This is a genomic window from Companilactobacillus metriopterae (assembly GCF_004117915.1).
Taxonomy (GTDB): Bacteria; Bacillota; Bacilli; order Lactobacillales; family Lactobacillaceae; genus Companilactobacillus; species Companilactobacillus metriopterae.
The window spans coordinates 949,158-971,882 of the sequence record NZ_RSTD01000001.1; the positions used below are offsets into that span (position 1 = coordinate 949,158).

Consider the following 22,725-nt stretch of genomic DNA (forward strand, 5'->3'; position numbering starts at 1 on the left):
CTCATTTAGCGTTCTTCTTTACATAATTTTTAACATCTTTGTGGCTACCATCATAAAGTTTCCACTTCTTGCCATCTACAGTCTTAATTGTTGTTTTACCAACTTTTGTAAATGTCCAATCATTGAAATCTGGTTCTGCAATAACACTCATACCATCAATTTTGAACTTCTTCTTGTTTTTTGAATCCATAACAAGTTTAGGTTTGATAAAGTATGTAATTTTCTTTTGTGATCCATCTTTATTTACACGATAGTATTTAACATCATTTTTATCTTTACCTGTGAAGAAAGTAATATATTGATCTTTGTTATCTGAACTAACACCAACATAATCATGACCTTTAATCTCAGATTTTGTGATTTTATCAGCTGAATGAGTTTCTTCAGTCTTTTCTGCATTTTTTGAACTTGAATTAGAACAAGCTGTAAGTCCTGTAGCAGCTCCACCCAATGCTAATATGGCTAATAGTGTAACAATAATTTTTTTCATGAGGTACACTCCTATTTATTATTGAATATCAACACTTTTCATTTTAGGTTATTCATTTACTAAAAGCAATAAATATACAAATAAAAAAAGACCCTAAGGTCTTTATTAGTAAAGTGGCATATAAGTTTGTTGTTCCCAAACGGAAACTGTTTGCTTATATCTTGCCCATTCGTCATCTTTTGCAACAAGGAAGTTCCTTGTTAAAAATTCACCCAATGATTGTTGAACATATTTGTCTTCACGCAATGCTTTCAGTGCATTATGTAGAGTAGATGGTAGTTCACGAATTCCTAGCTCTGCTCTTCTTTCTTCAGTCATATCGTAAATGTTTTCTTGGATTTCATCTGAAACTTGATATTTATTTTCAATACCATCAAGACCTGCGTCTAAAATAGCACCAATTGATAGATATGGATTTGTTGAAGGATCAACACTTCTCATTTCAACACGTTTTGATTTACCTTTAGCTGCTGGTACACGAACTAATGGTGATCTATTTTTTCCTGACCATGCAATGTATGTTGGTGCTTCAAATCCTGGTACTAAACGTTTATAAGAATTAACAGTTGGATTATTAATTGCAGTTAATGCTCGAGCATGTTTTAGCAAACCACTCAAGAAATACTTAGCTGTTTCTGAAAGTTTGTCATTACCGTCATTGAAAACATTTTCTGATCCTTTGAACAATGACATATTGATGTGCATTCCAGATCCATTGATTCCTTGCAATGGTTTTGGCATAAATGTTGCATATAAACCGTGTTTTCTAGCAATAGTTTTTACAACTAATTTGAATGTTTGAATATTGTCTGCTGCTTTAAGTGCATCATCATATCTGAAATCAACTTCTTGTTGACCAGGTGCAACTTCATGGTGACTCGCTTCAACTTCAAATCCCATTTTTTCAAGTTCTAGAACTATATCACGACGGCAGTTTTCTCCCATATCAACCGGTGAAAAATCAAAATATCCACCATCATCATGAAGATCTAAAGTTGGTTGTCCTTTTTCATCCGTCTTAAATAAGAAAAATTCTGGTTCTGGTCCAATATTAAAATTAGTGAAACCTTGAGATTTCATTTTTTCTACAATACGTTTTAGGTTTAAACGTGGATCACCTAAAAATGGTTCTCCATCTGTAGTATAAATATCACAAATTAATCTTGCTACTCTTCCATGTTCTGTTCCCCATGGGAAGATTAGCCAAGTTGATAAATCAGGATAAAGTAGCATGTCACTTTCTTCAATTCTTGTAAATCCTTCAATTGATGAACCATCAAAAGTGATCTTGTTAGCCAAAACCTTATCAAGTTGAGATACAGGAACTTCAACGTTTTTGATAATACCGTTAATATCTGTAAACATTAAACAAATAAACTCTACTTGTTCTTCTTCAACTGCCCTTTTTATATCTTCTGCTGAAAAATTAGTCACTGTGAATTCTCCTTTGTATATACCAATTATTAATATTAGCAACAAAAACCATTGGGTTGGGTGTTTGTTAATAATGTATCGATAATACCAATTGTTTTACTAAGTGTCAAATATAATCCTTAAATCTTATCTTTGTATTTGACTTATCATTTTAAACAAGTTAACCTAAAAGACGTACTTTATTTATTGAATTAATATAATTATTCGGTTTATTTCAAAGGAGAGCACGATGGACGTTTTTGATTACGATGATATCCAATTAGTTCCGAACAAATGTATTGTAAATAGTAGATCTGAGTGTGACACCACTGTTAAGTTAGGAAATCACACATTCAAAATTCCCGTAGTCCCTGCTAATATGCAAACTATTATCAATGAAGAACTTGCTGTTAAGTTAGCTTCAGATGGATATTTCTATATTATGCATCGATTCGACGAGCAAAGCAGAGCAGAATTTATAGAAATGATGAATGACAATATTTTAATTTCTTCTATTAGTTTGGGAATTAAAGAAAATGAGTTCGATTTTATCAGATCTTTATCCGATCAAAATATAGTTCCTGATTACATAACTATTGATGTTGCACATGGTCATAGTGACAGTGTAATTGAAATGATCAAACACGTTAAAAAGTATCTACCAAATAGTTTCGTTATTGCGGGTAATGTTGGTACTCCAGCAGCAGTGAGAGACTTAGAAAACGCTGGAGCAGACGCCACAAAGGTCGGTATTGGCCCTGGTAAAGCTTGCATAACAAAATTGAAGACTGGTTTTGGTACTGGCGGTTGGCAACTTGCAGCAGTGAGACTATGTGCTAAGGCTGCAACAAAACCTATAATTGCTGATGGTGGTATTAGAAATAATGGAGACATCGCCAAATCTGTCCGTTTTGGAGCTTCATTTGTGATGGTAGGATCCCTATTTGCTGGACATGTAGAATCACCAGGCAAAGAAATTGAAAAAGATAATAAAAAATACAAAGAATACTTTGGATCAGCCTCAGAATTTCAAAAAGGTGAACATAAAAACGTTGAAGGAAAGAAAATGCTGGTACCTGCTAAAGGATCAATATTTGATACCCTTCAAGAAATGAAAGAAGACCTACAATCTTCAATCTCATATTCCGGCGGAAATGAATTAAATAGTCTTACTAAAGTTGACTATGTTATAGTTAAAAATTCCATTTACAACGGGGATTTACATTAATTTTTTGCACAAAAAAAGAAGCAGACGACTGGGTGTTCGTCTGCTTCAATAATGAATGGGATAGTTCATATTCAATTTGATAACCATAAATCCAATTGCACTACTAAAACAATTGAATCACTTCATATCAAATCTAACATTACTGTAACATATTGCATCAAATTTAAAAAGGACATTTTTTAATTATTTTTTAATTTGTATACTTTTTCATTTTGCTGAAATCCTTTTAAATCTCTAACAATATATCTTGGTCTTTTGTTTACTTGATTTAAAATTCTTCCCATGTAATCTCCAACTATACCAAGGGTTACAAGCATTAGACTTATGCTCAATAATATTACGACAATTCCAAAAGATTCTGCACTATATGAACTTGTGGCAATAATCGTAATTAAATAAATTATTGATCCTACAAATGGTATAGCTGCAAATATATTTGCAAATAGTAATGGTTTGATTGAGAAGGACTTAATACCATCTGTTGCTAGTTTTAGCATTTTAGAGAGCGGATATTTAGTTTCTCCAGCATTTCTCTCATGTCTATGATAGACAACACTTGTTTGCTTGAATCCAACCCAAGTTACTTGTCCTCTGACAAAGGGGTCATATTCTTTTAGTTGTTGTAATTGATAGACAACTTTTTTATCCATCAATCTAAAGTCACCAGTATCTAAGGGCATATCGATCGAAGAAAGTTTTCTGAATGTTCGATAAAACATAGATGCTGTGGCTTTTTTGAATACTGATTCACCATCACGTTGTGCACGTTTACCGTATACTACATCATATCCTTCCTTCCATTTTTTTACCATACTTGTTATGACTTCAGGAGGATCTTGAAGATCTGCATCCATTACTACAACGGCATCACCAGATATATAATCCAGTCCAGCTGTGATAGCATTTTGATGTCCAAAGTTTCTCGAAAATTCTACTAATTTAATATTCTCATAATAGTCAGCTGCGTGACTGAGAATTTCAACTGAATGGTCTTTTGAACCATCATCTACGAATATCAATTCGAAATTTTCTTCTTGTTGTTCAGTAAAGTTTAATAAAGTGTCAATTGTGTCTTGAATACCCTCTTCTTCATTGAAGACAGGTAAGACAATTGAAATTAATGGTTTCATATGAGTTACATCCCTTTCTTTTTAGTTCTATTTATAAATTGATGATAGGTCATAAAGTGTTCCACTTTGTCCGCCCATTCCACCAGGCATTCCGCCTTGAGTTGATGAGTTTTTGCTTGATGTAGAACTACTTAATTTAACAGTCTTGGCATTTTTCTTAATCCAAGATACTATTTCAGAATTAGCGCTTCCGGCTTTACCGCCAGAATAGTAATATTTAATTTTTCCATCTTTAACAAGTTGCTTGAATTCTTTTAATGTTATTGCTGGATCAGTACCATTAAATCCACCCATGGCCATAACAGCTTTACCTGTTTTGACGATATATGGTGCAGCAGTACTTGAATCATCAGTAGCAAATAGATATTCTGCACTACCTTGATGTTTTGTAACATAGTTCAATAGAGCTGTATCAACTTGTGATCCCATACCACCGGCATTTGTTCCCATTCCTCCGCCTTGACTGCTTAATAAATCAGGTCCTGCAGTAGGAATTTGAGCACTTTCACCAGAAATTGTTGGTGTTAATGACCAGAAAGCAGGGAATAGCATAATCAATATTACTCCGGTTGTTGCGACTGATTTTGTTGTTAAACTACCTTTCTTAATCCAAGGTAGAATATACATAATCGATGAAATAATAATTCCTACAACTAGGAAGACAATTGATAATGTTGAATAATAATCATTTACGTACCATGCTTGTAATGCAACAGTACTCAAAATTGCTGTTGGGAATAACAGAGACTTCCAATTCTTTTGTTTCCATTGCTTAAACATTGTATAAATCCCAATACCTGACAATGTAGCAATGGCTGGAGCAAGCATTATTGTGTAATAAGGATGGAAGAATCCAGCTACAGAGAAGAACCCTGCAACAGGTACTAACCATGCTGCCCAAAGTATTAATTCATTGCGTTTAATATTAAGTTTGTACCATTTATCTTTAGATCCACGATAATAAACAAAACTTGAAATTAATCCTAAAATTGAAACAATCAATAGCCAACTAATTTGTGGTCCAAGTTCCTTTTGGAATAATCTTAATGGACCTACAGTACCAGTGTTGAATGCTCCACCACCAGCGCCACCTTTTCCATTTTTACCTGGACCACCTTGGCCCATTTCCATACCTTTTGGAGGTGTGCCTCCTTGTTTGTTACCAGTTGGTGCATTACCACCGTTACCGTTAGGTGGTGTGCCCCCTTGCTGATTTCCGTTTGGAGGCGTTCCACCGCCATTACCATTAGGTGGTGTGCCTCCATTTCCACCTGGAGGAGTACCACCTTGTTGATTACCTGTTGGTGCTCCACCTTGTGCATTATTTGATGATTTTGAAGTAGAACTAGATTCATTTGATTTCTTTGATGAGGATCCCATACCTGGGAATGCTCCACCTGTACCAGTAGTTTGACCTAACAAACGTTGTGTTCCATTATATCCAAAGGCTAATTCCAAAGCTGAGTTGGTTTCGGAACCACCTTCATATGGTCGACTGTTTGAATTAGTCAAATCAACTGATAATGGCCATGCTAATGTGAAAACTGCTAAGAATATGGTACCAATAGCTAAATGACCTATTCTCTTTTTCCATGATGTGTTTGCTGCCAATAAATAGTATAAGTATAAAGCAGGTAAAATCATAAATGCCTGTAACATTTTTATATTAAATGAAATACCCATTAAAGACATACCTATCCAAAGATATCTCTGTTGATTTTTAATTACTGCTTTTTGGACAAAGAATACAGATAATAGTAAGAAGAATACTAAAGTAGCATCCATATTATTTGTTCGAGAATCTGCTACAGCAATTGGTGTAAGTGTCATAACCAATGCTGAAAGTCTTGCTGCTACCTTGTTGAATCTTTTACCAACTACGTTGTAAATCAGATAAACTGATCCAATTCCGAAGAGGATTGAGGGTAATACAACACTCCAACCATGAACTCCAAAAATTTTGGCACTGATTGCCATGAACCAAAGCGCAACTGGTGGCTTATCAACAGTTATATAACCTGCCGGATCAAAACTGGCATACCAGAAATTTTTAAAGCTTTGAGTCATACTGACAATAGCTGAAGTGTAGAAACTATTTGCTTCACCAGCCTCCCAGATATTCCAAGCATATAAAAAGGCTGCTAAAATCAGAATACCTATGAGCCAATAGTCATAACGATGATTCTTAATTTTATTAAAGAAGGAATTTTTCTTCTTACTTGAATTCATTGATTCATCCATATATTATCTCCTATATGTTATTTAAATTGCGATATTCACTAAGAAACAAATGATTGAATATATTATTAAAGAATATAGAATGGCTCTCATCTGCAATATCTTATCTTTCATTTCATAGCTTCCTTTCCTATCGATGTAGTTCATCTTAATTTAGGTAACTTAAATTTAACTTAAACAAAAATATTTTATTTTTAAAAATGCCTTATAATAAAAAATATCAGGGTTTAAAACTAAGGAGTAGTTGATGAAAGACATAAGAATATTACTAGTCGAAGACGATGAAAGACTAGCAGAAAATGTAGTTAATTTTCTAAATGAATACCACGTTGAAGTAGCAAACGATGGTCTTGATGGCAAATTTGCTGCTATGGATAATATCAATGATTTAATTATTTTAGATGTTATGCTTCCTAATATTAATGGATTCGATATCTTAAAAAGTATTCGTGAAGAAAACATCAAAACTCCTGTTTTGATGTTAACAGCAAAATCAGAACTAGATGACAAAATTCACGGCTTTGATTTAGGTGCTGATGACTATCTTACAAAGCCTTTCCACAGAGAAGAATTATTAGTAAGGGTTAAAGCTCTTCTAAAAAGATCAGGTTCTCTAACAGATGACTCAACATTGCAATCTAATAATATTTCTGTTAACTTAAATACCCATATCGTTACTGTTGATGATCAAGAGATTGAACTTAATGGTAAAGAATACGATCTACTTGTTTATCTAATGCAAAACAAAAATACTATCCTCACGAAAGATCAGATTTTCGAACGTATTTGGGGATTCGACTCAGACACTTCTCTAACTGTTGTGGAAGTTTATATGAGTAATTTGCGTAAAAAAATAAGGAATTCAGATAATGATAATCAAGTAAGAACAATCAGAAATGTAGGTTATATCTTCCAAGATGAGTAAAAATATCAAAACCACACAAGCTAAAATGATGCAGAAACAGCGGTACAGACTTTTCATAACAACTATGGGAGCCTTTGCCGTTCTTTTTATATCATTGGGATTACTAACATTTCGACTATTTGAAAATAATTTGTATACTCAAATAGATAGAGATATTAGTCATCAAGTTGATCACATAAAAAATGGACCTGGGAAAAATAGCGATAATCATGACAAAGATAAAGTTATGGGACCCCAATCACGTGAATTAAAAGGTAATGATGCTAATAAAGCGGACCAAGACATTCCTAATGCCCCTTTCCAGTCCTCTATAATTGTTTTTTCTGATAAAGGAAAAATTGAAAATCAGGATAATTTAGGAAATAGATATCAATCACTTAAGTCCGTAAAACTTAACAAGGACGATTTGAATAAAACCTTAACTAAAAAATACAGTAACTTTTACTTTAGAACCAAGTTGATTAAGGTAAGTAAAGGCAATACAAATCCTGCCTACTCCGGAAAATATGTTCTAGTTATACAAAATATTGATGGTCAAATACAATCGATTGATAGTTTTAGAAATATATTGATAATCATGTTTGCTGTTTTCTGGTTTATTTCTTTGATACTTGCCTTCTTCTTGACTAGATACAGTATGTCTCCAATCATAAAATCTTGGAGACAACAAAGTATATTTGTTAATGATGCTGCCCACGAATTAAGGACACCATTAACAATTATTCAAGGACGACTTGAATATATGCTAACTAATCCCAACAGTACAATTATTGATGAGGCAGAATCTATTTCTACTTCACTAGATGAAGTTAATCGATTAAATTCTTTAACAACAAATCTTCTTTCATTAGCCAGGTCTGATAATGCAACTGATGTCTACAATTTTGAAGATACTGAACCAGAATTTTTCTTACGTGATCCTATCCTCCCTTTCAAGGAAATTTGTAGTTCTCAATCCAAAGTATTTAAAGCAGATATTGATCACGATGTTACATTACATGTTGATCGAAATAAGATTAAGCAACTTCTTATCATCATGTTAGATAATGCTACGAAGTACACTTCAAAAAATGGCACAATTAATATCTATGACCGCGTTGTTAATAACAAATATCAATTTATTATTTCAGATACAGGTCAAGGAATTTCAGAAGAAGATAAGAAGAATGTTTTCGATAGATTTTATAGATCTGACAAATCTCGTAACAAACATACCGGTGGTGCAGGTTTAGGACTATCGATTGCTATGCAGATTGTTAGAGCTCATAAAGGTAAGATATTCATCGAAGATAATTTACCTCAAGGAACAAAATTTATAATTGAATTGCCAATAAAAAAAGACTAGCTATTAGCTAGTCTTTTTTGTTTTTTAAACTTAAAGATATATCTTTTAAATATTCAACCATCTCATCTTCTTTAGAAGGCTCTGCTACTTCTTCTTTCTTCTTTGATGCCTTGTTTATTAGTTTTACCATTAGGAAAACTACAAAAGCTACAATTAAGAAGTTGACGATAGATTCAATAAAACTACCATATTTGAAAGCTGCACTACCAACACTAAACTGTAAACTTGATAGATTAACTTTACCCAAAAATAAACCAATAAGTGGATTTATCAAATTATTTACAAGTGACTGTACGATAGCCGTAAATGCAGCACCTAAAATAACAGCAACTGCTAAATCTACTACATTTCCTCGATTTATAAAATCCCTAAATTCTTTTATCATAATAACCTCTCCTTTTCATTTCTTATATTCATTTTAAAGTGTTCACATTTAAAATTACAAAGTATATGATTTATTTAATAAGAAATTGAGGTATCTATTATGGAATTAATAAATAAAGGCAACATAAAAAATGTGATAAGAATAAGGGCTGACAACTCACAAAAAGGTACCTATGGCAGAAGTCTTATCGTAGCAGGTTCTGATAAATACAGTGGTGCAGCAGTTTTGGCAACAACAGCTTCCATCTATAGTGGATCTGGTTTAGTCACAGTTGCTTCTAATCCGAAAACTATGTCTGCTATCAACCATTCGGTTCCTGAAGCAATGACAATTGACTACATTGATACCCAACAATTACTATCACTACTTCCAAATTTTGATGTGGTTGCTGTAGGTCCTGGTCTAGATTTAAATATCGAAGGTACAAATATTCTAATTGAATCAATAATTAAAAATATTAATCCTCAACAAACTATAATTATCGATGCTTCAGCTTTAAATTATATATCTCAAAATACAAACCTACTCAAAGAAATAAAAGCCAATGTCATTCTTACTCCACACCAGATGGAATGGCAGAGACTTTCTAAAATTAAAATTGATCAACAAAATGAAACGACCAACATTAAAAAATTAGACGAACTATCACCTAATGCTGTTTTAGTTTTGAAAAAACATCATTCTGAAATTTATTATAAAGGTCACACAAGTTATATAAATATTGGGAACCCCGGAATGGCTACTGGTGGTACAGGAGATACATTAGCAGGAATGATTGCTGGTTTTGTAGCACAGTTTGGATTCTCTAAAAAAACTGTTGAAGCTGCTCTTTTCACACATAGTTATATTGCTGACAAAATATATCAAAATAATTATGTTGTTTTACCAACAAATTTGATTAGCAAAATACCTGAAACTATGAAAGAATTAAGCCAAATTAATTAAAGGAGATTGAATATGAAAAAAGAAATAGATATTGATGTAAAATCAAATGGAATGTGGCTAGATGCTGATATAACTTATGCCCATGTACCTGGTTGGCTAGGTAATTCAACTAGAGATCTAAAATTATCTATAATCAGACCATTCCCTACAGAAGATAAAAAATATCCCGTTATTGTGTGGTTTGCTGGTGGCGGTTGGATGGATGTAGACTATAATATCCACCTTGCTAATTTAGTAGAATTTGCTAAAAAAGGTTTCATTATAGCGAGTGTTGAATATCGTGATAGTAACAAGATTAATTTCCCAGGACAATTGACAGACGCTAAAGCAGCAATTAGATTTTTAAGAAAAAATTCTGAAAATTTCCAAATTGATACCAATAAATTCGTTGCAATGGGTGAATCTGCCGGTGGTCATATGGCTAGTATGCTTGGTGTTACAAATGGTATTGAAAAGTTTGATGTAGGTGACAACCTAGAATTTTCTAGTGATGTACAATTATCTATCCCTTGGTATGGGGTTGTCGATCCTCTGACTGCTAAACAAGGTAGTGTTACCGATGATTTTGATTTTGTCTATCGTAATCTACTTGGTAAAGAACCTGAAGAATCCCCTACTCTAGATGATCAAGCTAATCCTTTAACATATATCAATAAAAATACAGTTCCTTTTCTTATTTTACACGGTGAAGACGATGTAGTTGTTCCTGTAAAAGATGGTATTGCTCTTTATGACAAACTTCAAAGTAACCAAATAGAATCAGATTTGTACATTCTCAAAAATACTGATCACATGGATATTAAATTCTGGCAAGAGGAAATTAGAGATATCGTCGTTGACTTTATAAATAAAAATATATAAAAAATAAGCTAAGATACTTTTCAGTATCTTAGCTTATTTTATTCTTAAAATTCTTCTTAATCTGTTAGCACGAGAACCAATAATTCTATCCGCTAATTTAGTTTTCAAAACTAAATATGCATAGATGAATGCTCCGATAGCAGCTTCAAGTAATAGAATTAAAAGACTAAATACTCGATCGCTATTACCAACAAATCTAAATAATATCCAGTTTATGGCGATGACAACAATAAACATTATAAATGAGAAAATTGTCATCCCAATAAATCTACGACTAAATCGATCTATATCAAATGGATATGCAATATAGATTCTTCTCATCATTAACCAACAAATAATTGCCATACCAATGAATGTAGCTACAAGTGGTCCATATTCTCTGAATAACCAAATGGCAGGTATTTGTACAATCATCTTTATAACTAGTCCAATTAACATATATCTAATTGCTAATCTATTGCGGTAGAGAGCTTGAAGGACTGCTGAAAGAACTGTGAACAATCCTAAAAGAATAGATACTATTGCCGAAAATTGCAACATCCCTACTCCCAAAGAATCATAGCGGTAGAAAACTGTCCATAGTGGTTGAGCCACTGCGTACATTCCAAGCGAGGCAGGAATCATTACAAAGAAAAATAATTCTAAAGTACTTGCTACCTGCTCTTTTATTTTAGAGCTATTACCTTTAGCATAAAGACCTGAAATAATTGGAATCGCAGTTACAGCCATAGCGGTTGATAATGAAATGATAATCATTATTAACTTATTAGCCTGAAAACCAAATAATGAATAGTAATTGTCTAATTGACTCTTAGAAATATTCATGAACATCTGCATATATTGATTAAATGTAGACTGATCATATAAATAAAATAAAGTAATTCCTGAGTCTAGTACGATAAAAGGTAGAGCCTGCCCAAAAATTTCTCGGGTAAAATTGTTATCTAAATTTTCTGCAGGTTTACCCTCTCTTGAAAGCTTGCGCAACATTGGCATTTTTCTAAAAATGGCATAAACCAATACTCCGATAGCTGCCAATGCACCGATAAATGCTGCAAACGTTGATTGAGTAACAGCATCTACATATTTACCATGATTAACTTGCATAATTATGTACGTAGATAATAACATATACGCAACACGGGCAATTTGTTCAACAAGTTGTGATATCGCACTAGGTGCCATATCTGAATATCCTTGTAAATATCCACGTAAGATACTTAGAATTGGAATAATCAAAACGGCGATTGCCAATGAATGTATAACTGGAATACTGTTAGGGTCACCACCCACAAACAGAACAGAGATAATACCTGCCCCGAAATACATGACTCCACCGAAAACTAGTCCCATTATTCCCATGATTCTCAAACCTTGTCGGAATAATTTGTTACCAGTAGAATATTCATCTAAGGCATTATATCTAGAAATCTGCTTAGAAATTGCTCCAGGAATTCCTGCTGTAGAAACTATCAGGAATAAACTATAAATATTATATCCTTTGGCAAAAAGCGCGTTAGCTGCTGGATACATAGCACCCATCCAAGCCATCCAAGGAATAATATAGACTGCACCCAAGATTCTTGAAAAGATACTACCTGCAGTCATCCAAGCAGAACCTCTAAGCATATTAGTTTGTGTTGAAGTTTCTGAATCAAGCTTTGGAATTACTTCTTCATTCATACCTTCATTATTTGAATCCAAGACATCACCGCCTTAATCGATTAAGGAAAATTATATCAAATTAATCAACTCAAAAGTTTTTAAAATTATAAAAAGTGTCGATAAAACGACACTTTTTTTATTTAACAACAATATTTACAATTTTATTAGGTATCACAATTACTTTAACTACATTCTTGTTTTCAATGAATTTTTTGATTTTTTCATCATTCAATGCAAGATCTTCTACATCAGATTTGTCCATATCAATTGAAACTTCAACTTTGTTTCTCATCTTACCATTAACTTGAAGAATCAATTCCACAGTATCTGATACCAACTTGCTTTCATCAACAACTGGCCATGCTTCATATGTCAGTGTTTCATCGTGACCTAATTTACTCCATATTTCTTCCATCATGTGTGGAGCAATTGGAGCAAGCAACTTAGCAAAACCTTCAGCCTGTTCAATTGAAATAGTATATTGTTTATTAGCTTCGTTAACGAAAACCATCATTTGAGAAATAGCCGTGTTGTAGTGCATTTGCTCATAGTCTTCGGTAACTTTTTTGATTGTTTCATTGTAGATCTTATCCAATTTAGGATTTGCTGAATCAGTAATAAAATCTGATTTCAATGTAGATTCATCGTCATCATTTATATACAATCTCCAAACACGATCAAGGAATTTATGTGCACCAGATAATCCATCTTCTGACCATGAAATAGATGCGTCCAAAGGACCCATGAACATTTCATATAATCTAAGTGTATCTGCACCGTATGATTCGACTACATCATCAGGGTTAACGACATTTCCTTTTGATTTAGACATTTTTTCATGATTATCACCTAAGATCATACCTTGGTTATATAATTTTTGGAATGGTTCTTTAGTTGGAACAACTCCCAAATCATATAAAACTTTATGCCAAAATCTTGCATATAGAAGATGTAGCACCGCATGTTCAGCTCCACCAATATAAATATCAACTGGTAGCCATTCCTTTAATAGGTCATAATCAGCTATTTTTTCACTATTATTTGGATCGATATATCTTAGATAGTACCAAGAACTACCTGCCCATTGTGGCATTGTATTCGTCTCACGACGACCTTTACGACCGTTCTTGTCAACTACACTCAACCAATCTGTAGCGTTGGCTAGTGGGCTCTCACCTGTACCTGAAGGCTTAATATTCTTTTCAACTGGTAATACAAGTGGTAGTTCATCCTCAGGAACTAAAGTTGTTTCACCATCTTCCCAGTGAATAACAGGAATTGGTTCACCCCAATATCTTTGACGAGAGAATAGCCAATCTCTAAGACGATAGTTAACTTTCTTTTCTCCGATACCTTTTTCTTCAATATAATCGATTAATTTTGCTTTAGCATCTTCAATATTTAACCCATCAACTATATCAGAATTAATATGCTTTCCATCAGTTGTAACTGCAGATTCTGAAATATCACCTTCAATTACTTGATTGAATGGTAAATCAAACTTCTTAGCAAAAGCATAATCACGTTCATCATGTGCAGGAACTGCCATAACTGCTCCTGTACCATAAGTTACTAAAACATAGTCGGAAATCCAAATAGGAACTTCTTTTCCAGTAATAGGATTTACTGCATACGCCCCAGTGAATACTCCCGTTTTTTCATCATTTAAATCTGTACGATCCAGATCAGATTTTTTGGCTGCTTGTTCTTTATATTCATCTACAGCACTCTTATATTCATCTGTAGTGATTTGGTCAACAAGCTCATGCTCTGGTGCTAAAACGACATAAGAAACGCCGTAGACTGTATCTATACGTGTAGTGAATACATCGATTTTCTTGTCATTGTTTGCAATAGGAAATGATAATTGTGCCCCAATTGAACGACCAATCCAATTACGTTGCATTTCTTTGATATGTTCAGGCCAATCAATCAAATCTAAATCATCTAATAAACGATCAGCGTAGGCAGTAATTTTAAGCATCCATTGACGCATAGGTTTTCTAATAACTGGATAACCACCACGCTCTGTCTTACCATCAATTACTTCTTCATTGGCAACAACTGTACCTAAATCTGGAGACCAGTTAACTGGGACTTCTGCTTCATAAGCCAGACCTTTTTTGTACATTTGTTCAAATATCCATTGAGTCCACTTATAGTATTTCGGATCAGTAGTGTTTACTTCACGATCCCAATCATACGAGAAACCTAATGAATTAATTTGACGTTTAAAGTTATTAATATTCTTTTGTGTAAACTCTGCAGGATCATTTCCTGTATCGATAGCATATTGTTCTGCAGGCAATCCAAATGCATCAAATCCCATTGGGTGAAGAACATTGTAACCCTGCATTCTCTTCATACGAGAAATAATATCAGTAGCTGTATATCCTTCAGGGTGACCTACGTGTAGTCCCTGACCTGATGGATATGGAAACATATCTAAAGCATAAAATTTTTCCTTGTCTGACTTAGACTCAGTTTTAAAGGTTTTATTTTCTGCCCAATATCTTTGCCATTTTTTTTCAATTTTATTGTGATTGTACATCCCTTTTCCTCCATAAAAAAAGTCCTATGATTATGTATATATAAACATAAACATAGGACGAATATTCGCGTTACCACCTAAATTCCGCACAAATGTGCGACACTCAATAATCTGTTAACGAAGATTAATCGTAAAAACTTACTATTAATTTCAGTTTTCAATTCAAGTGGACTAGTTCAACTGAACAACAATACGTGTTTACATCAACCACACGCTTTCTATAAATGTTATCTCAGTCTAATACTTCCGTTGAGATACATTTTATACTAATAACTTTTGTCCGACAACTAAAATTTCAGAAGTAATGTTATTTTTTTGCTTCAAATCTGCAACTGAAACCCCAACTCTATTTGATATAGTTGCCCAAGAATCTCCTTCTTCAACAACTGTATACTTATGTTGATCTAAAGTACTTGATACAACTGATTTTAAATCATTTGCTGTGTCAGCTTTATTAAGAGCTTCATTTTTAGAATCGGCTACTGATTGAGTTAATGCAGTATCGTCTGAATTTGTGCTTTCAGTACTTGTCATTCCTTCTTGACTACCTTGTGTCCAAACATCTTCAGCATTTTGATCCAAGTAATTACTACTACTATTGTTTGATGATGATGTTGAAGAATCTATTGTATTTTGAACATTGATTGCAGCATTTTTAGAGTTATGTGACTTACTGTAAATAACTACACCATTTGTTTCATCTTGAACAATAACTGGTGCTTGTTGAGTACCATAGGCATCAGTTGTGTCTTCATCAGAAGTACTATTTTGAACATTAAGAACACTCATGTCTTTAATATCGTTATTTGATGAATCATTAATTTTATCAACTAGTAAAGTTTTACCAGGGAATACATAATTCTCTGTCTTAAGTTCGTTAAGTGAAACAAGATCATCTTTAGACATATCAAATGCTGTTGCGATACTATCTAATGTATCACCTTCTTGAACAACATATTCTTGAGTATTGCTTGTATCATCAGCTTCATCAAATCTAGTTAAATCATATTTTTCAATCATTGCATTTAACTTAGTTGCATATGTTGTATCAGTTGCATACTTACCTGTTAAAAAGGCAGTTGCTTCTTCATAAGAATCTGTATTACTCTTCCAAGTACCTGCGTAAAATTGTGGGTTACCTGAAATTCCACCACGAATCAATGATACGTAATCTTCTAGTGATTCTTTGTATGAAGGGTACTTCTTGAAGTTAGAGTTAATTCCATAAAGGTTACCAGAACCATCATCTTCTTGAGTTGCCATATTTACAGCATCTCCTTGATAAGTTCCCTTAATACCAAATAGATTGTAGTTAGGTGCACTAGCTAAACCACTAGTACCCCAGCCACTTTCTATCATAGCTTGAGCTATCATGACAGATGCATAGATATCATTATTTTGAGCTAACTTACGTGCAGAGTTACCAATATAATCAATGAATTGAGTATCTCCAGAACCCTTAGAGTTAGCTACTGTAGTTGTATTGTTACTTGCTGCATGAACTGTTACTGAAGTTGTGCTTGTAGTTTGAGCTACAGCTCCACCAAAAAACAATCCAGCTCCAATCAAGCTAATATTCTTCTTTAGAGTTGCACTTTTTCTTTTTTTATTATTAAATTTGTAGAGTCTATTTTCTTCTTTTATTCTTTCAATTCTGCTAATTGTCATCTGGTAATTTCCATCCTTAACATACAATGCTATGCATAATTATAAATCTTAAACAAATCTTAATCAATAGAGAGACAAATCATGAAAAACAAAACTTTAGCAATAATTGATGTTATTCTAACCATCATTTTAATTGACTGGATATACAACGTAGTAAACAATACTAGTTTCATAAGAAACTTTGATAATTCAATAATAAATTATCTATATGATCCTTCACAAGGAATCGTTCAATTCTGCCAAGTAATGACACACTTTGGTGATGAATTAACAGTTACAATACTTGTGACTATCACTGTGATAGTATTATTTATACTAAAGCGTTATTATTCTGCGCTTTTTATAGCACTGAATGAAATCGTAGCAACAGGTATCAATTCAATTCTAAAACATATTTTCACTAGAGCTAGACCAGCTCACCATCATTTTGTCGATGCAAGCGGATTTAGTTTCCCTAGTGGTCATTCTGTTGGCATGATGACATTCATGCTATCAATCATTATTCTTACGCTTTATATCAGTAAAAAAATATCTACTAAAATAATTGTTTCAATAATCTGTACAATAGTTATCATATTGATTGGTTTAAGTAGAATTATTCTTGGTGTACACTACCCAAGCGATGTATTTGGAGGGTATTTACTAGGTTTAGTAACAGTATGTACTTCTCTATTGATCTTTAGATCCAAGAATAGTTCTATTTTTAAACTCGAAGGCATTCAAGATTAAAGCCAAGGTTAATAATACAATGGAAGCTACATAAATATTATGCAATCCTTGAAAAATAATTTCTCTCATTTTGGGTAAAAGGTTTGCTGGCAAAGAACTGGCGGTTGATGGATCAATTAAACGATTCATCATATCGACAGTTATTTTTTTATTTCCAGCTGCACCATTAATTAAACTCTTGTTCAAAATAATCCCATAGACGGATATCATAATGGTTTGTCCAATTGTTCTCAATAATGTATTTAAACTCGTAGCTAGTCCTATATTTTCTGGAGGAACAACAGATTGTACAGTCACAGTTGTTGTTGTCACTGTTAGACCAAAACCTACCCCAGCAAAAGCAGCTATCAAGCAGAAATAGTAGAATGATGAACTTATCTGAGCAACAATTAAACCGATATTTGCAATAAATAAGAAAATTAAACTGATATATATAACTCTATTGGGAGCCATTTTATTCAACAACATTCCAGCTAAAAATGAAGCAAAAATCCACATAACTGAACTAGGAGTTACAGCGAATCCTCCCATTGATGGTGACATACCTTTTACTGCCTGCATCCATGTAGGAATATAAGCTTCAAATCCAATTAAAAATCCGCAGACTAACATAGCAATCAAATTTTGGATTACAAAGGTCTTATTTTTAAACAGTTTTAATGGAATAACAGGATCTTCTACTTTTTTCTCAACCCTGACAAATATAAATGAAGATATAATAGAAACCAATACTAGAATTGCTGCCAGAATATAATTCTCATTTTCTAAAATCTGCAAAGCAATCATGAATGGTAACAATATTAAAATAATTAACGATGTACCTGCATAATCAATTTTAACTTTTCTTGTCTGTTTCTTATCTTCTTTGAAAAAGAACATAAGCATCAAAATAGTAATCAATCCTACTGGTAAATTAATTAAAAATACCCAGTGCCAACTTAACTGTTGAACTATAAAGCCACCCAAAAGTGGTGCAATTATAGCAGCAATTCCCCAAGCAGATCCATTTAGACCCATGACACGAGCACGTTTTTCAATTGGGTAAATGTCAGCAATAATAGTAAACGTTAGTGGCTGAATTGCTCCAGATCCCAGACCTTGAATTGCTCTCGCAACTATCAAGAATGTCATCGAGTTAGAAAAACTGCACAAGGTAGAACCGATGATAAATAGTACCAAACCAAACATAATTACTGGTTTTCGTCCAATAATATCAGCAAGTTTTCCATATATTGGTGTTGCAACAGCAGTCATTAACAAATAAATGGAGAAGACCCAATTCATTAAATTAACTCCATGTAAACTACCGATAATGGTTGGCATCGCGGTTGAAACAATAGTTCCTTCTATTGCTGTCATAAATGTAGCTATAAAAATAGCTATTGTAACCATTGCTAAATTAGATTTTTGATGATTGTTTTCCATATTTCCCCCATAAAAAAAGCGCCTTTAAAGTTTTACCTTTAAAGAACGCCTCTGTACTCGTTAATCTTTATTTAAGAATGCCTTGATATCATTAACTTTATCAAGATTTTCCCAAGGTAGATTAATATCTGTACGTCCAAAGTGGCCATAAGCCGCTGTTTGTTTATAAATTGGTCGTTTAAGATCTAACATTTTAATAATTCCAAGAGGTCTTAAGTCAAAGTTAGCATTAATACAATCAACTATTTGTTGTTCAGAATAATCACTTGTTCCAAATGTCTCTACATGAACTGAAACTGGACGAGCAACACCAATTGCATAAGCAATTTGTACTTCACATTTTTTTGTTATTCCAGCAGCAACAAGATTTTTTGCTATATAGCGTGCTGCATAACTGGCAGAACGGTCAACCTTTGTAGCATCTTTTCCGGAGAAAGCACCACCACCGTGTCTTGCCATACCACCATATGTATCAACGATAATTTTGCGGCCGGTTAATCCTGAATCACCTTCAGGTCCACCAAGTACAAAACGTCCAGTTGGATTAATGAAATACTTAGTATTTTCATCAATTAACTCGCTTGGAGCAACTTCATCGATGATGTATTTTTTAACATCATCTTTTACTTGTTGAAGAGTTGCACTTTCTTTATGTTGAGTACTCAATACGATAGTATCAATTCTCACAGGATTATCATTTTCATCGTATTCAACAGTAACTTGTGCCTTAGCATCAGGTAATAGATAATCAATCTTACCTTCTTTTCTAAGATCAGCTGTTTTTCTCATAATTCTATGAGCTAGTGAGATAGGCAATGGCATGTATTCTTTAGTTTCATCATTTGCGTAACCAAATACAAATCCTTGATCACCAGCACCGATTTGATCAAATGGATCAATATCTGTGTTTTCTCTATTTTCTAAAGCTTCATCAACACCTTGAGCAATATCAGGTGATTGTTCGTCTAAAGCAACTAGAACAGCACAACTATTGCCATCAAAACCAGGATTTGAACCATCATATCCGATTTCTTTAATTGTTTCCCTAACAACAGATTGAATATCAACATAAGCAGATGTTGATATTTCACCTACTACCAATACTAATCCAGTAGTAACTGTAGTTTCACAGGCAACACGTGCATCTGGATCTTCTGTTAAAATAGCATCTAAGATTGAATCACTGATTTGATCAGCAACTTTGTCTGGATGTCCTTCTGATACTGATTCAGAAGTAAATAAATAATTCTTAGACATTTTTTGTCTTCCACCTTTCGGTTACAGGGCTCATTTTTTAAAAATTTTAAAAAATCCCATCAGGAACCTCTTAATACATTAACACAATTAATTTTGATTTTCATGAAAAACTTGAAACCCAGTTAATCATTATCTAAAATAGTAACAGTAAAGGAGATTTTATGAAAATAACCCCCACAAAAAATATTTTAAATTCTGTTTTAGAATTAGTAAGTTACTATATTTTCCCAATTATTTACATATGGCACTATAATCTGAGTAGCTTAAAATTAAATATTACATTTACCATTATGCTAGGTATGATTGCCTTCTATAAAAACTTCTTTAAACCATATCGACCTAACACATACTTCAATATATTCTATTCTGTATTATTCATCGTTATATGTGCTTTTTCGATAAAATCTCTAAATGTATTCGTGATGATATTGCTATACTCACAATTATTGCTACTTTTTATTTCGAAAACCATTTCGCGAAATCTAAAAATTCTAGATACAATCATTGAGTCGTTTATAGTTCCATCATTTTGTTCTATTGCTATATCTTTTGTAAATATACATTTTATTTCTTTTACTTTTATAATTCCTGTATTGCTAGTAAATATTGCAGCACTTATCATTGATTTCTACGATGGTGAAAATATTTTTGACTATCTACAATTAATTTTTATGAGTGCTATACTGATTATTCTTTACTATATGAAATACATTGAATTAACAACTTCTATAGCTATCATTGTCTTCATAGTCATCATGGCTCTGATTAAAAATCACTTTAAAACATCAAACTTAGTCAACCGTATAATCGGTAACCTATTATTGATAATATAAAAAAACATTCAATCAAAAGATTGAATGTTTTTTTATTATGGAGGATACAGGGATCGAACCTGTGACCTCCTGCTTGTAAGGCAGATGCTCTCCCAGCTGAGCTAATCCTCCATGATGACCCGTACGGGATTTGAACCCATGTTACCGCCGTGAAAGGGCGGTGTCTTAACCACTTGACCAACGGGTCATATTTCTTGTACCAAAATTAGCACAAGAAATACTATACAGGATTGTAATTAACTAGACAAGTATTTTATTTTATAAATTAGCAGTAAATTTTTCTATTCTATTCATTGCTTCAGTTAAATCCTCAATTGATGAAGCATACGAAATTCTAAAATGATTTTCTCCACCTTTTCCAAATGCACTACCGGGTGTTACACCAACTTTAGCCTCATTTGCCAATTTCTCAGCAAATTCAACATCGTCCATACCATATTCTGAAGGAATACGTGAAAAACTATAAAAAGCTCCTTCAGGAACCTGTGTTTCGTATCCAAGCTCATTTAATCGAGAAACTACAAAATCTCTTCTTTCTTGATAAACATCTCTCATTGCCTTTGCATCGTCAATTCCCACTGTTAGAGCTTCAACAGCAGCGTATTGAGCAGGGTTAGAAGGTGCTGTGACCGTATAAGCATGCATTTTACTTGCATTGGTTATAAAGTCCTTAGGAGCTGCTATATAGCCAATACGATAACCAGTCATAGCGTGTGATTTTGATAAACCATTTATAACAACAGTTTTACCTGGCATTAGTTTTGCTAGTGAAACATGTTCTTGACCATAAGTAATCTCAGAATATATTTCATCGGAAACTACGTATATTTTTTTATCCTTAACTACATCAACTATTTCTTGCAAATCAGATTCAGTATATTCATATCCAGTAGGGTTACCAGGAAAGTTCATTAATATTGCTTTCACTGAATCCTCACCTTCTTTAGCAAGAACCTCTTCTAACTTCTTACCAGTTAATCTGAAACCATCTTCTGACATATCAACTTGGATAGGAATACCACCCAAAACTTCAATAATTGGCATATATAAGGCAAATGTAGGTGTTGGTACTATAACTTTATCACCAGGGTTTAAAATAGCTCCCATAGATGAAAATATAGCCTCAGTGGCACCTATAGTTACAACTATTTCTGATTCAGGATCATAGTCTAATCCTTGTCGTGTTTTTAAATATTTAGAAATAGCATCTCGTAATTCTGGAATTCCTTTTTGCTCAGAATAGTGTGATTTGTTCTCTTGTATACTCCTAATTGCTGCTTCTTTCACGTGTTCAGAAACATTAAAGTCAGGTTCTCCTAATGTTAACTTAATTATTCCAGGTATTTTAGAAAATTTATCATTAAATAGTCTAATCTTTGAAACACCTAGTGAATTAATAATTTTGTTATAAACATCTTTTACTGAATTATCTAATTTTGGCATGTGGTACCTCCTAAATTCATTTATCTACCTACTATTCTAAACGATTTTGCACAATAATGAGAGTGTTTTTCTCTTTTTGACACAAAAAAAGAGATATGTCTTATGACATATCTCTAAGTACTCCGGTTGTCAGACTCGAACTGACGACATCCTGATTAACAGTCAGACGCTCTACCAACTGAGCTAAACCGGAA

At 33.2% G+C, this 22,725-nt stretch carries 18 protein-coding genes, 3 tRNA genes, 1 riboswitch and 1 other annotated feature; of the genes, 7 read left to right on the forward strand and 14 right to left on the reverse strand.

Translation table 11 applies throughout. The annotated features are described in order from the left end of the window. Nucleotide 1: 1 nt before the first annotated feature. Nucleotides 2–490 carry a hypothetical protein gene (locus tag EKN01_RS04940; RefSeq protein ID WP_129045217.1) on the reverse strand — a complete coding sequence of 163 codons (489 nt, stop codon included), beginning with the start codon at nucleotides 488–490 and terminating at the stop codon, nucleotides 2–4. 105 nt (nucleotides 491–595) lie between these two features. After that, nucleotides 596–1,924: a type I glutamate--ammonia ligase gene (gene glnA, locus EKN01_RS04945; RefSeq protein WP_099975055.1), complete on the reverse strand. Its 1,329-nt coding sequence runs from the start codon at nucleotides 1,922–1,924 to the stop codon at nucleotides 596–598. Between the two features lie 229 nt (nucleotides 1,925–2,153). Between glnA and EKN01_RS04950 the strand changes: the two genes are divergently transcribed. Further along, on the forward strand, nucleotides 2,154–3,131 hold the full coding sequence (locus tag EKN01_RS04950) for a GMP reductase (protein ID WP_129045218.1): 978 nt from the start codon (nucleotides 2,154–2,156) through the stop codon (nucleotides 3,129–3,131). Nucleotides 3,132–3,310: 179 nt separating this feature from the next. On the opposite strand, the gene EKN01_RS04955 is transcribed toward EKN01_RS04950, so the two are convergent. Together EKN01_RS04955 and EKN01_RS04960 are read right to left on the reverse strand one after the other, a co-directional pair. Beyond that, nucleotides 3,311–4,261: a glycosyltransferase family 2 protein gene (locus EKN01_RS04955; protein WP_129045219.1), complete on the reverse strand. Its 951-nt coding sequence runs from the start codon at nucleotides 4,259–4,261 to the stop codon at nucleotides 3,311–3,313. 27 nt (nucleotides 4,262–4,288) lie between these two features. Continuing rightward, entirely contained in the window at nucleotides 4,289–6,502 is a 2,214-nt protein-coding gene (locus EKN01_RS04960) for a glycosyltransferase family 39 protein (RefSeq protein WP_432264335.1), read from the reverse strand. A 244-nt stretch (nucleotides 6,503–6,746) separates the two neighbouring features. On the opposite strand from EKN01_RS04960, the gene EKN01_RS04965 reads away from it, so the two are divergent. Both EKN01_RS04965 and EKN01_RS04970 read left to right on the forward strand, forming a co-directional pair. Next, the gene (locus tag EKN01_RS04965; protein ID WP_129045220.1) at nucleotides 6,747–7,424 is read left to right on the forward strand and encodes a response regulator transcription factor; all 678 of its coding nucleotides are present in this window, start codon (nucleotides 6,747–6,749) and stop codon (nucleotides 7,422–7,424) included. After that, nucleotides 7,417–8,769, forward strand: a complete 1,353-nt coding sequence (locus tag EKN01_RS04970; RefSeq protein WP_129045221.1) for a sensor histidine kinase — start codon at nucleotides 7,417–7,419, stop codon at nucleotides 8,767–8,769. The genes EKN01_RS04965 and EKN01_RS04970 overlap by 8 nt, the downstream gene beginning before the upstream one ends. A 7-nt stretch (nucleotides 8,770–8,776) precedes the next feature. Here EKN01_RS04970 and mscL read toward each other — a convergent pair whose 3' ends face one another. Further along, on the reverse strand, nucleotides 8,777–9,154 hold the full coding sequence (mscL, locus tag EKN01_RS04975; protein ID WP_099975060.1) for a large-conductance mechanosensitive channel protein MscL: 378 nt from the start codon (nucleotides 9,152–9,154) through the stop codon (nucleotides 8,777–8,779). A gap of 99 nt (nucleotides 9,155–9,253) precedes the next feature. Between mscL and EKN01_RS04980 the strand changes: the two genes are divergently transcribed. Beyond that, nucleotides 9,254–10,099 (forward strand): NAD(P)H-hydrate dehydratase, encoded by an 846-nt coding sequence (locus EKN01_RS04980; RefSeq protein ID WP_129045222.1) that lies wholly within the window; start codon nucleotides 9,254–9,256, stop codon nucleotides 10,097–10,099. 12 nt (nucleotides 10,100–10,111) lie between these two features. Further along, nucleotides 10,112–10,960: an alpha/beta hydrolase gene (locus EKN01_RS04985; protein WP_129045223.1), complete on the forward strand. Its 849-nt coding sequence runs from the start codon at nucleotides 10,112–10,114 to the stop codon at nucleotides 10,958–10,960. A gap of 33 nt (nucleotides 10,961–10,993) precedes the next feature. On the opposite strand, the gene EKN01_RS04990 is transcribed toward EKN01_RS04985, so the two are convergent. The 3 genes from EKN01_RS04990 to EKN01_RS05000 all read right to left on the reverse strand — a co-directional run bounded on the left by EKN01_RS04990 (nucleotide 10,994) and on the right by EKN01_RS05000 (nucleotide 16,844). Further along, the gene (locus EKN01_RS04990; protein WP_129045265.1) at nucleotides 10,994–12,643 is read right to left on the reverse strand and encodes a putative polysaccharide biosynthesis protein; all 1,650 of its coding nucleotides are present in this window, start codon (nucleotides 12,641–12,643) and stop codon (nucleotides 10,994–10,996) included. Nucleotides 12,644–12,761: 118 nt separating this feature from the next. Further along, nucleotides 12,762–15,176: a leucine--tRNA ligase gene (gene leuS / locus EKN01_RS04995; protein WP_129045224.1), complete on the reverse strand. Its 2,415-nt coding sequence runs from the start codon at nucleotides 15,174–15,176 to the stop codon at nucleotides 12,762–12,764. Between the two features lie 50 nt (nucleotides 15,177–15,226). Continuing rightward, nucleotides 15,227–15,438: a binding site (T-box leader), on the reverse strand. Further along, nucleotides 15,438–16,844, reverse strand: a complete 1,407-nt coding sequence (locus EKN01_RS05000) for a glucosaminidase domain-containing protein (RefSeq protein ID WP_129045225.1) — start codon at nucleotides 16,842–16,844, stop codon at nucleotides 15,438–15,440. It overlaps the preceding feature by 1 nt. 81 nt (nucleotides 16,845–16,925) lie before the next feature. Between EKN01_RS05000 and EKN01_RS05005 the strand changes: the two genes are divergently transcribed. Further along, the gene (locus tag EKN01_RS05005; protein ID WP_129045226.1) at nucleotides 16,926–17,573 is read left to right on the forward strand and encodes a phosphatase PAP2 family protein; all 648 of its coding nucleotides are present in this window, start codon (nucleotides 16,926–16,928) and stop codon (nucleotides 17,571–17,573) included. Here EKN01_RS05005 and EKN01_RS05010 read toward each other — a convergent pair. Together EKN01_RS05010 and metK are read right to left on the reverse strand one after the other, a co-directional pair. Further along, nucleotides 17,514–18,998 carry an MDR family MFS transporter gene (locus EKN01_RS05010; RefSeq protein ID WP_129045227.1) on the reverse strand — a complete coding sequence of 495 codons (1,485 nt, stop codon included), beginning with the start codon at nucleotides 18,996–18,998 and terminating at the stop codon, nucleotides 17,514–17,516. The two genes, EKN01_RS05005 and EKN01_RS05010, sit on opposite strands and share 60 nt — an antisense overlap. Before the next feature lie 60 nt (nucleotides 18,999–19,058). Continuing rightward, nucleotides 19,059–20,255, reverse strand: a complete 1,197-nt coding sequence (metK, locus tag EKN01_RS05015) for a methionine adenosyltransferase (RefSeq protein ID WP_129045228.1) — start codon at nucleotides 20,253–20,255, stop codon at nucleotides 19,059–19,061. Then, nucleotides 20,253–20,336: riboswitch (SMK box riboswitch) on the reverse strand. It overlaps the preceding gene by 3 nt. An 80-nt stretch (nucleotides 20,337–20,416) precedes the next feature. Between metK and EKN01_RS05025 the strand changes: the two genes are divergently transcribed. Then, nucleotides 20,417–21,088 carry a hypothetical protein gene (locus EKN01_RS05025; protein WP_129045229.1) on the forward strand — a complete coding sequence of 224 codons (672 nt, stop codon included), beginning with the start codon at nucleotides 20,417–20,419 and terminating at the stop codon, nucleotides 21,086–21,088. A gap of 38 nt (nucleotides 21,089–21,126) precedes the next feature. Here the strand turns inward: EKN01_RS05025 and EKN01_RS05030 are convergent. The 4 genes from EKN01_RS05030 to EKN01_RS05045 all read right to left on the reverse strand — a co-directional run bounded on the left by EKN01_RS05030 (nucleotide 21,127) and on the right by EKN01_RS05045 (nucleotide 22,724). Continuing rightward, nucleotides 21,127–21,199: transfer RNA gene (locus tag EKN01_RS05030), tRNA-Val, on the reverse strand. A 4-nt stretch (nucleotides 21,200–21,203) separates the two neighbouring features. Continuing rightward, nucleotides 21,204–21,275, reverse strand: a tRNA-Glu gene (locus EKN01_RS05035). A 71-nt stretch (nucleotides 21,276–21,346) separates the two neighbouring features. Next, nucleotides 21,347–22,531, reverse strand: a complete 1,185-nt coding sequence (locus tag EKN01_RS05040; protein WP_129045230.1) for an aminotransferase class I/II-fold pyridoxal phosphate-dependent enzyme — start codon at nucleotides 22,529–22,531, stop codon at nucleotides 21,347–21,349. Between the two features lie 120 nt (nucleotides 22,532–22,651). Continuing rightward, nucleotides 22,652–22,724: transfer RNA gene (locus EKN01_RS05045), tRNA-Asn, on the reverse strand. Nucleotide 22,725 lies beyond the last annotated feature (1 nt).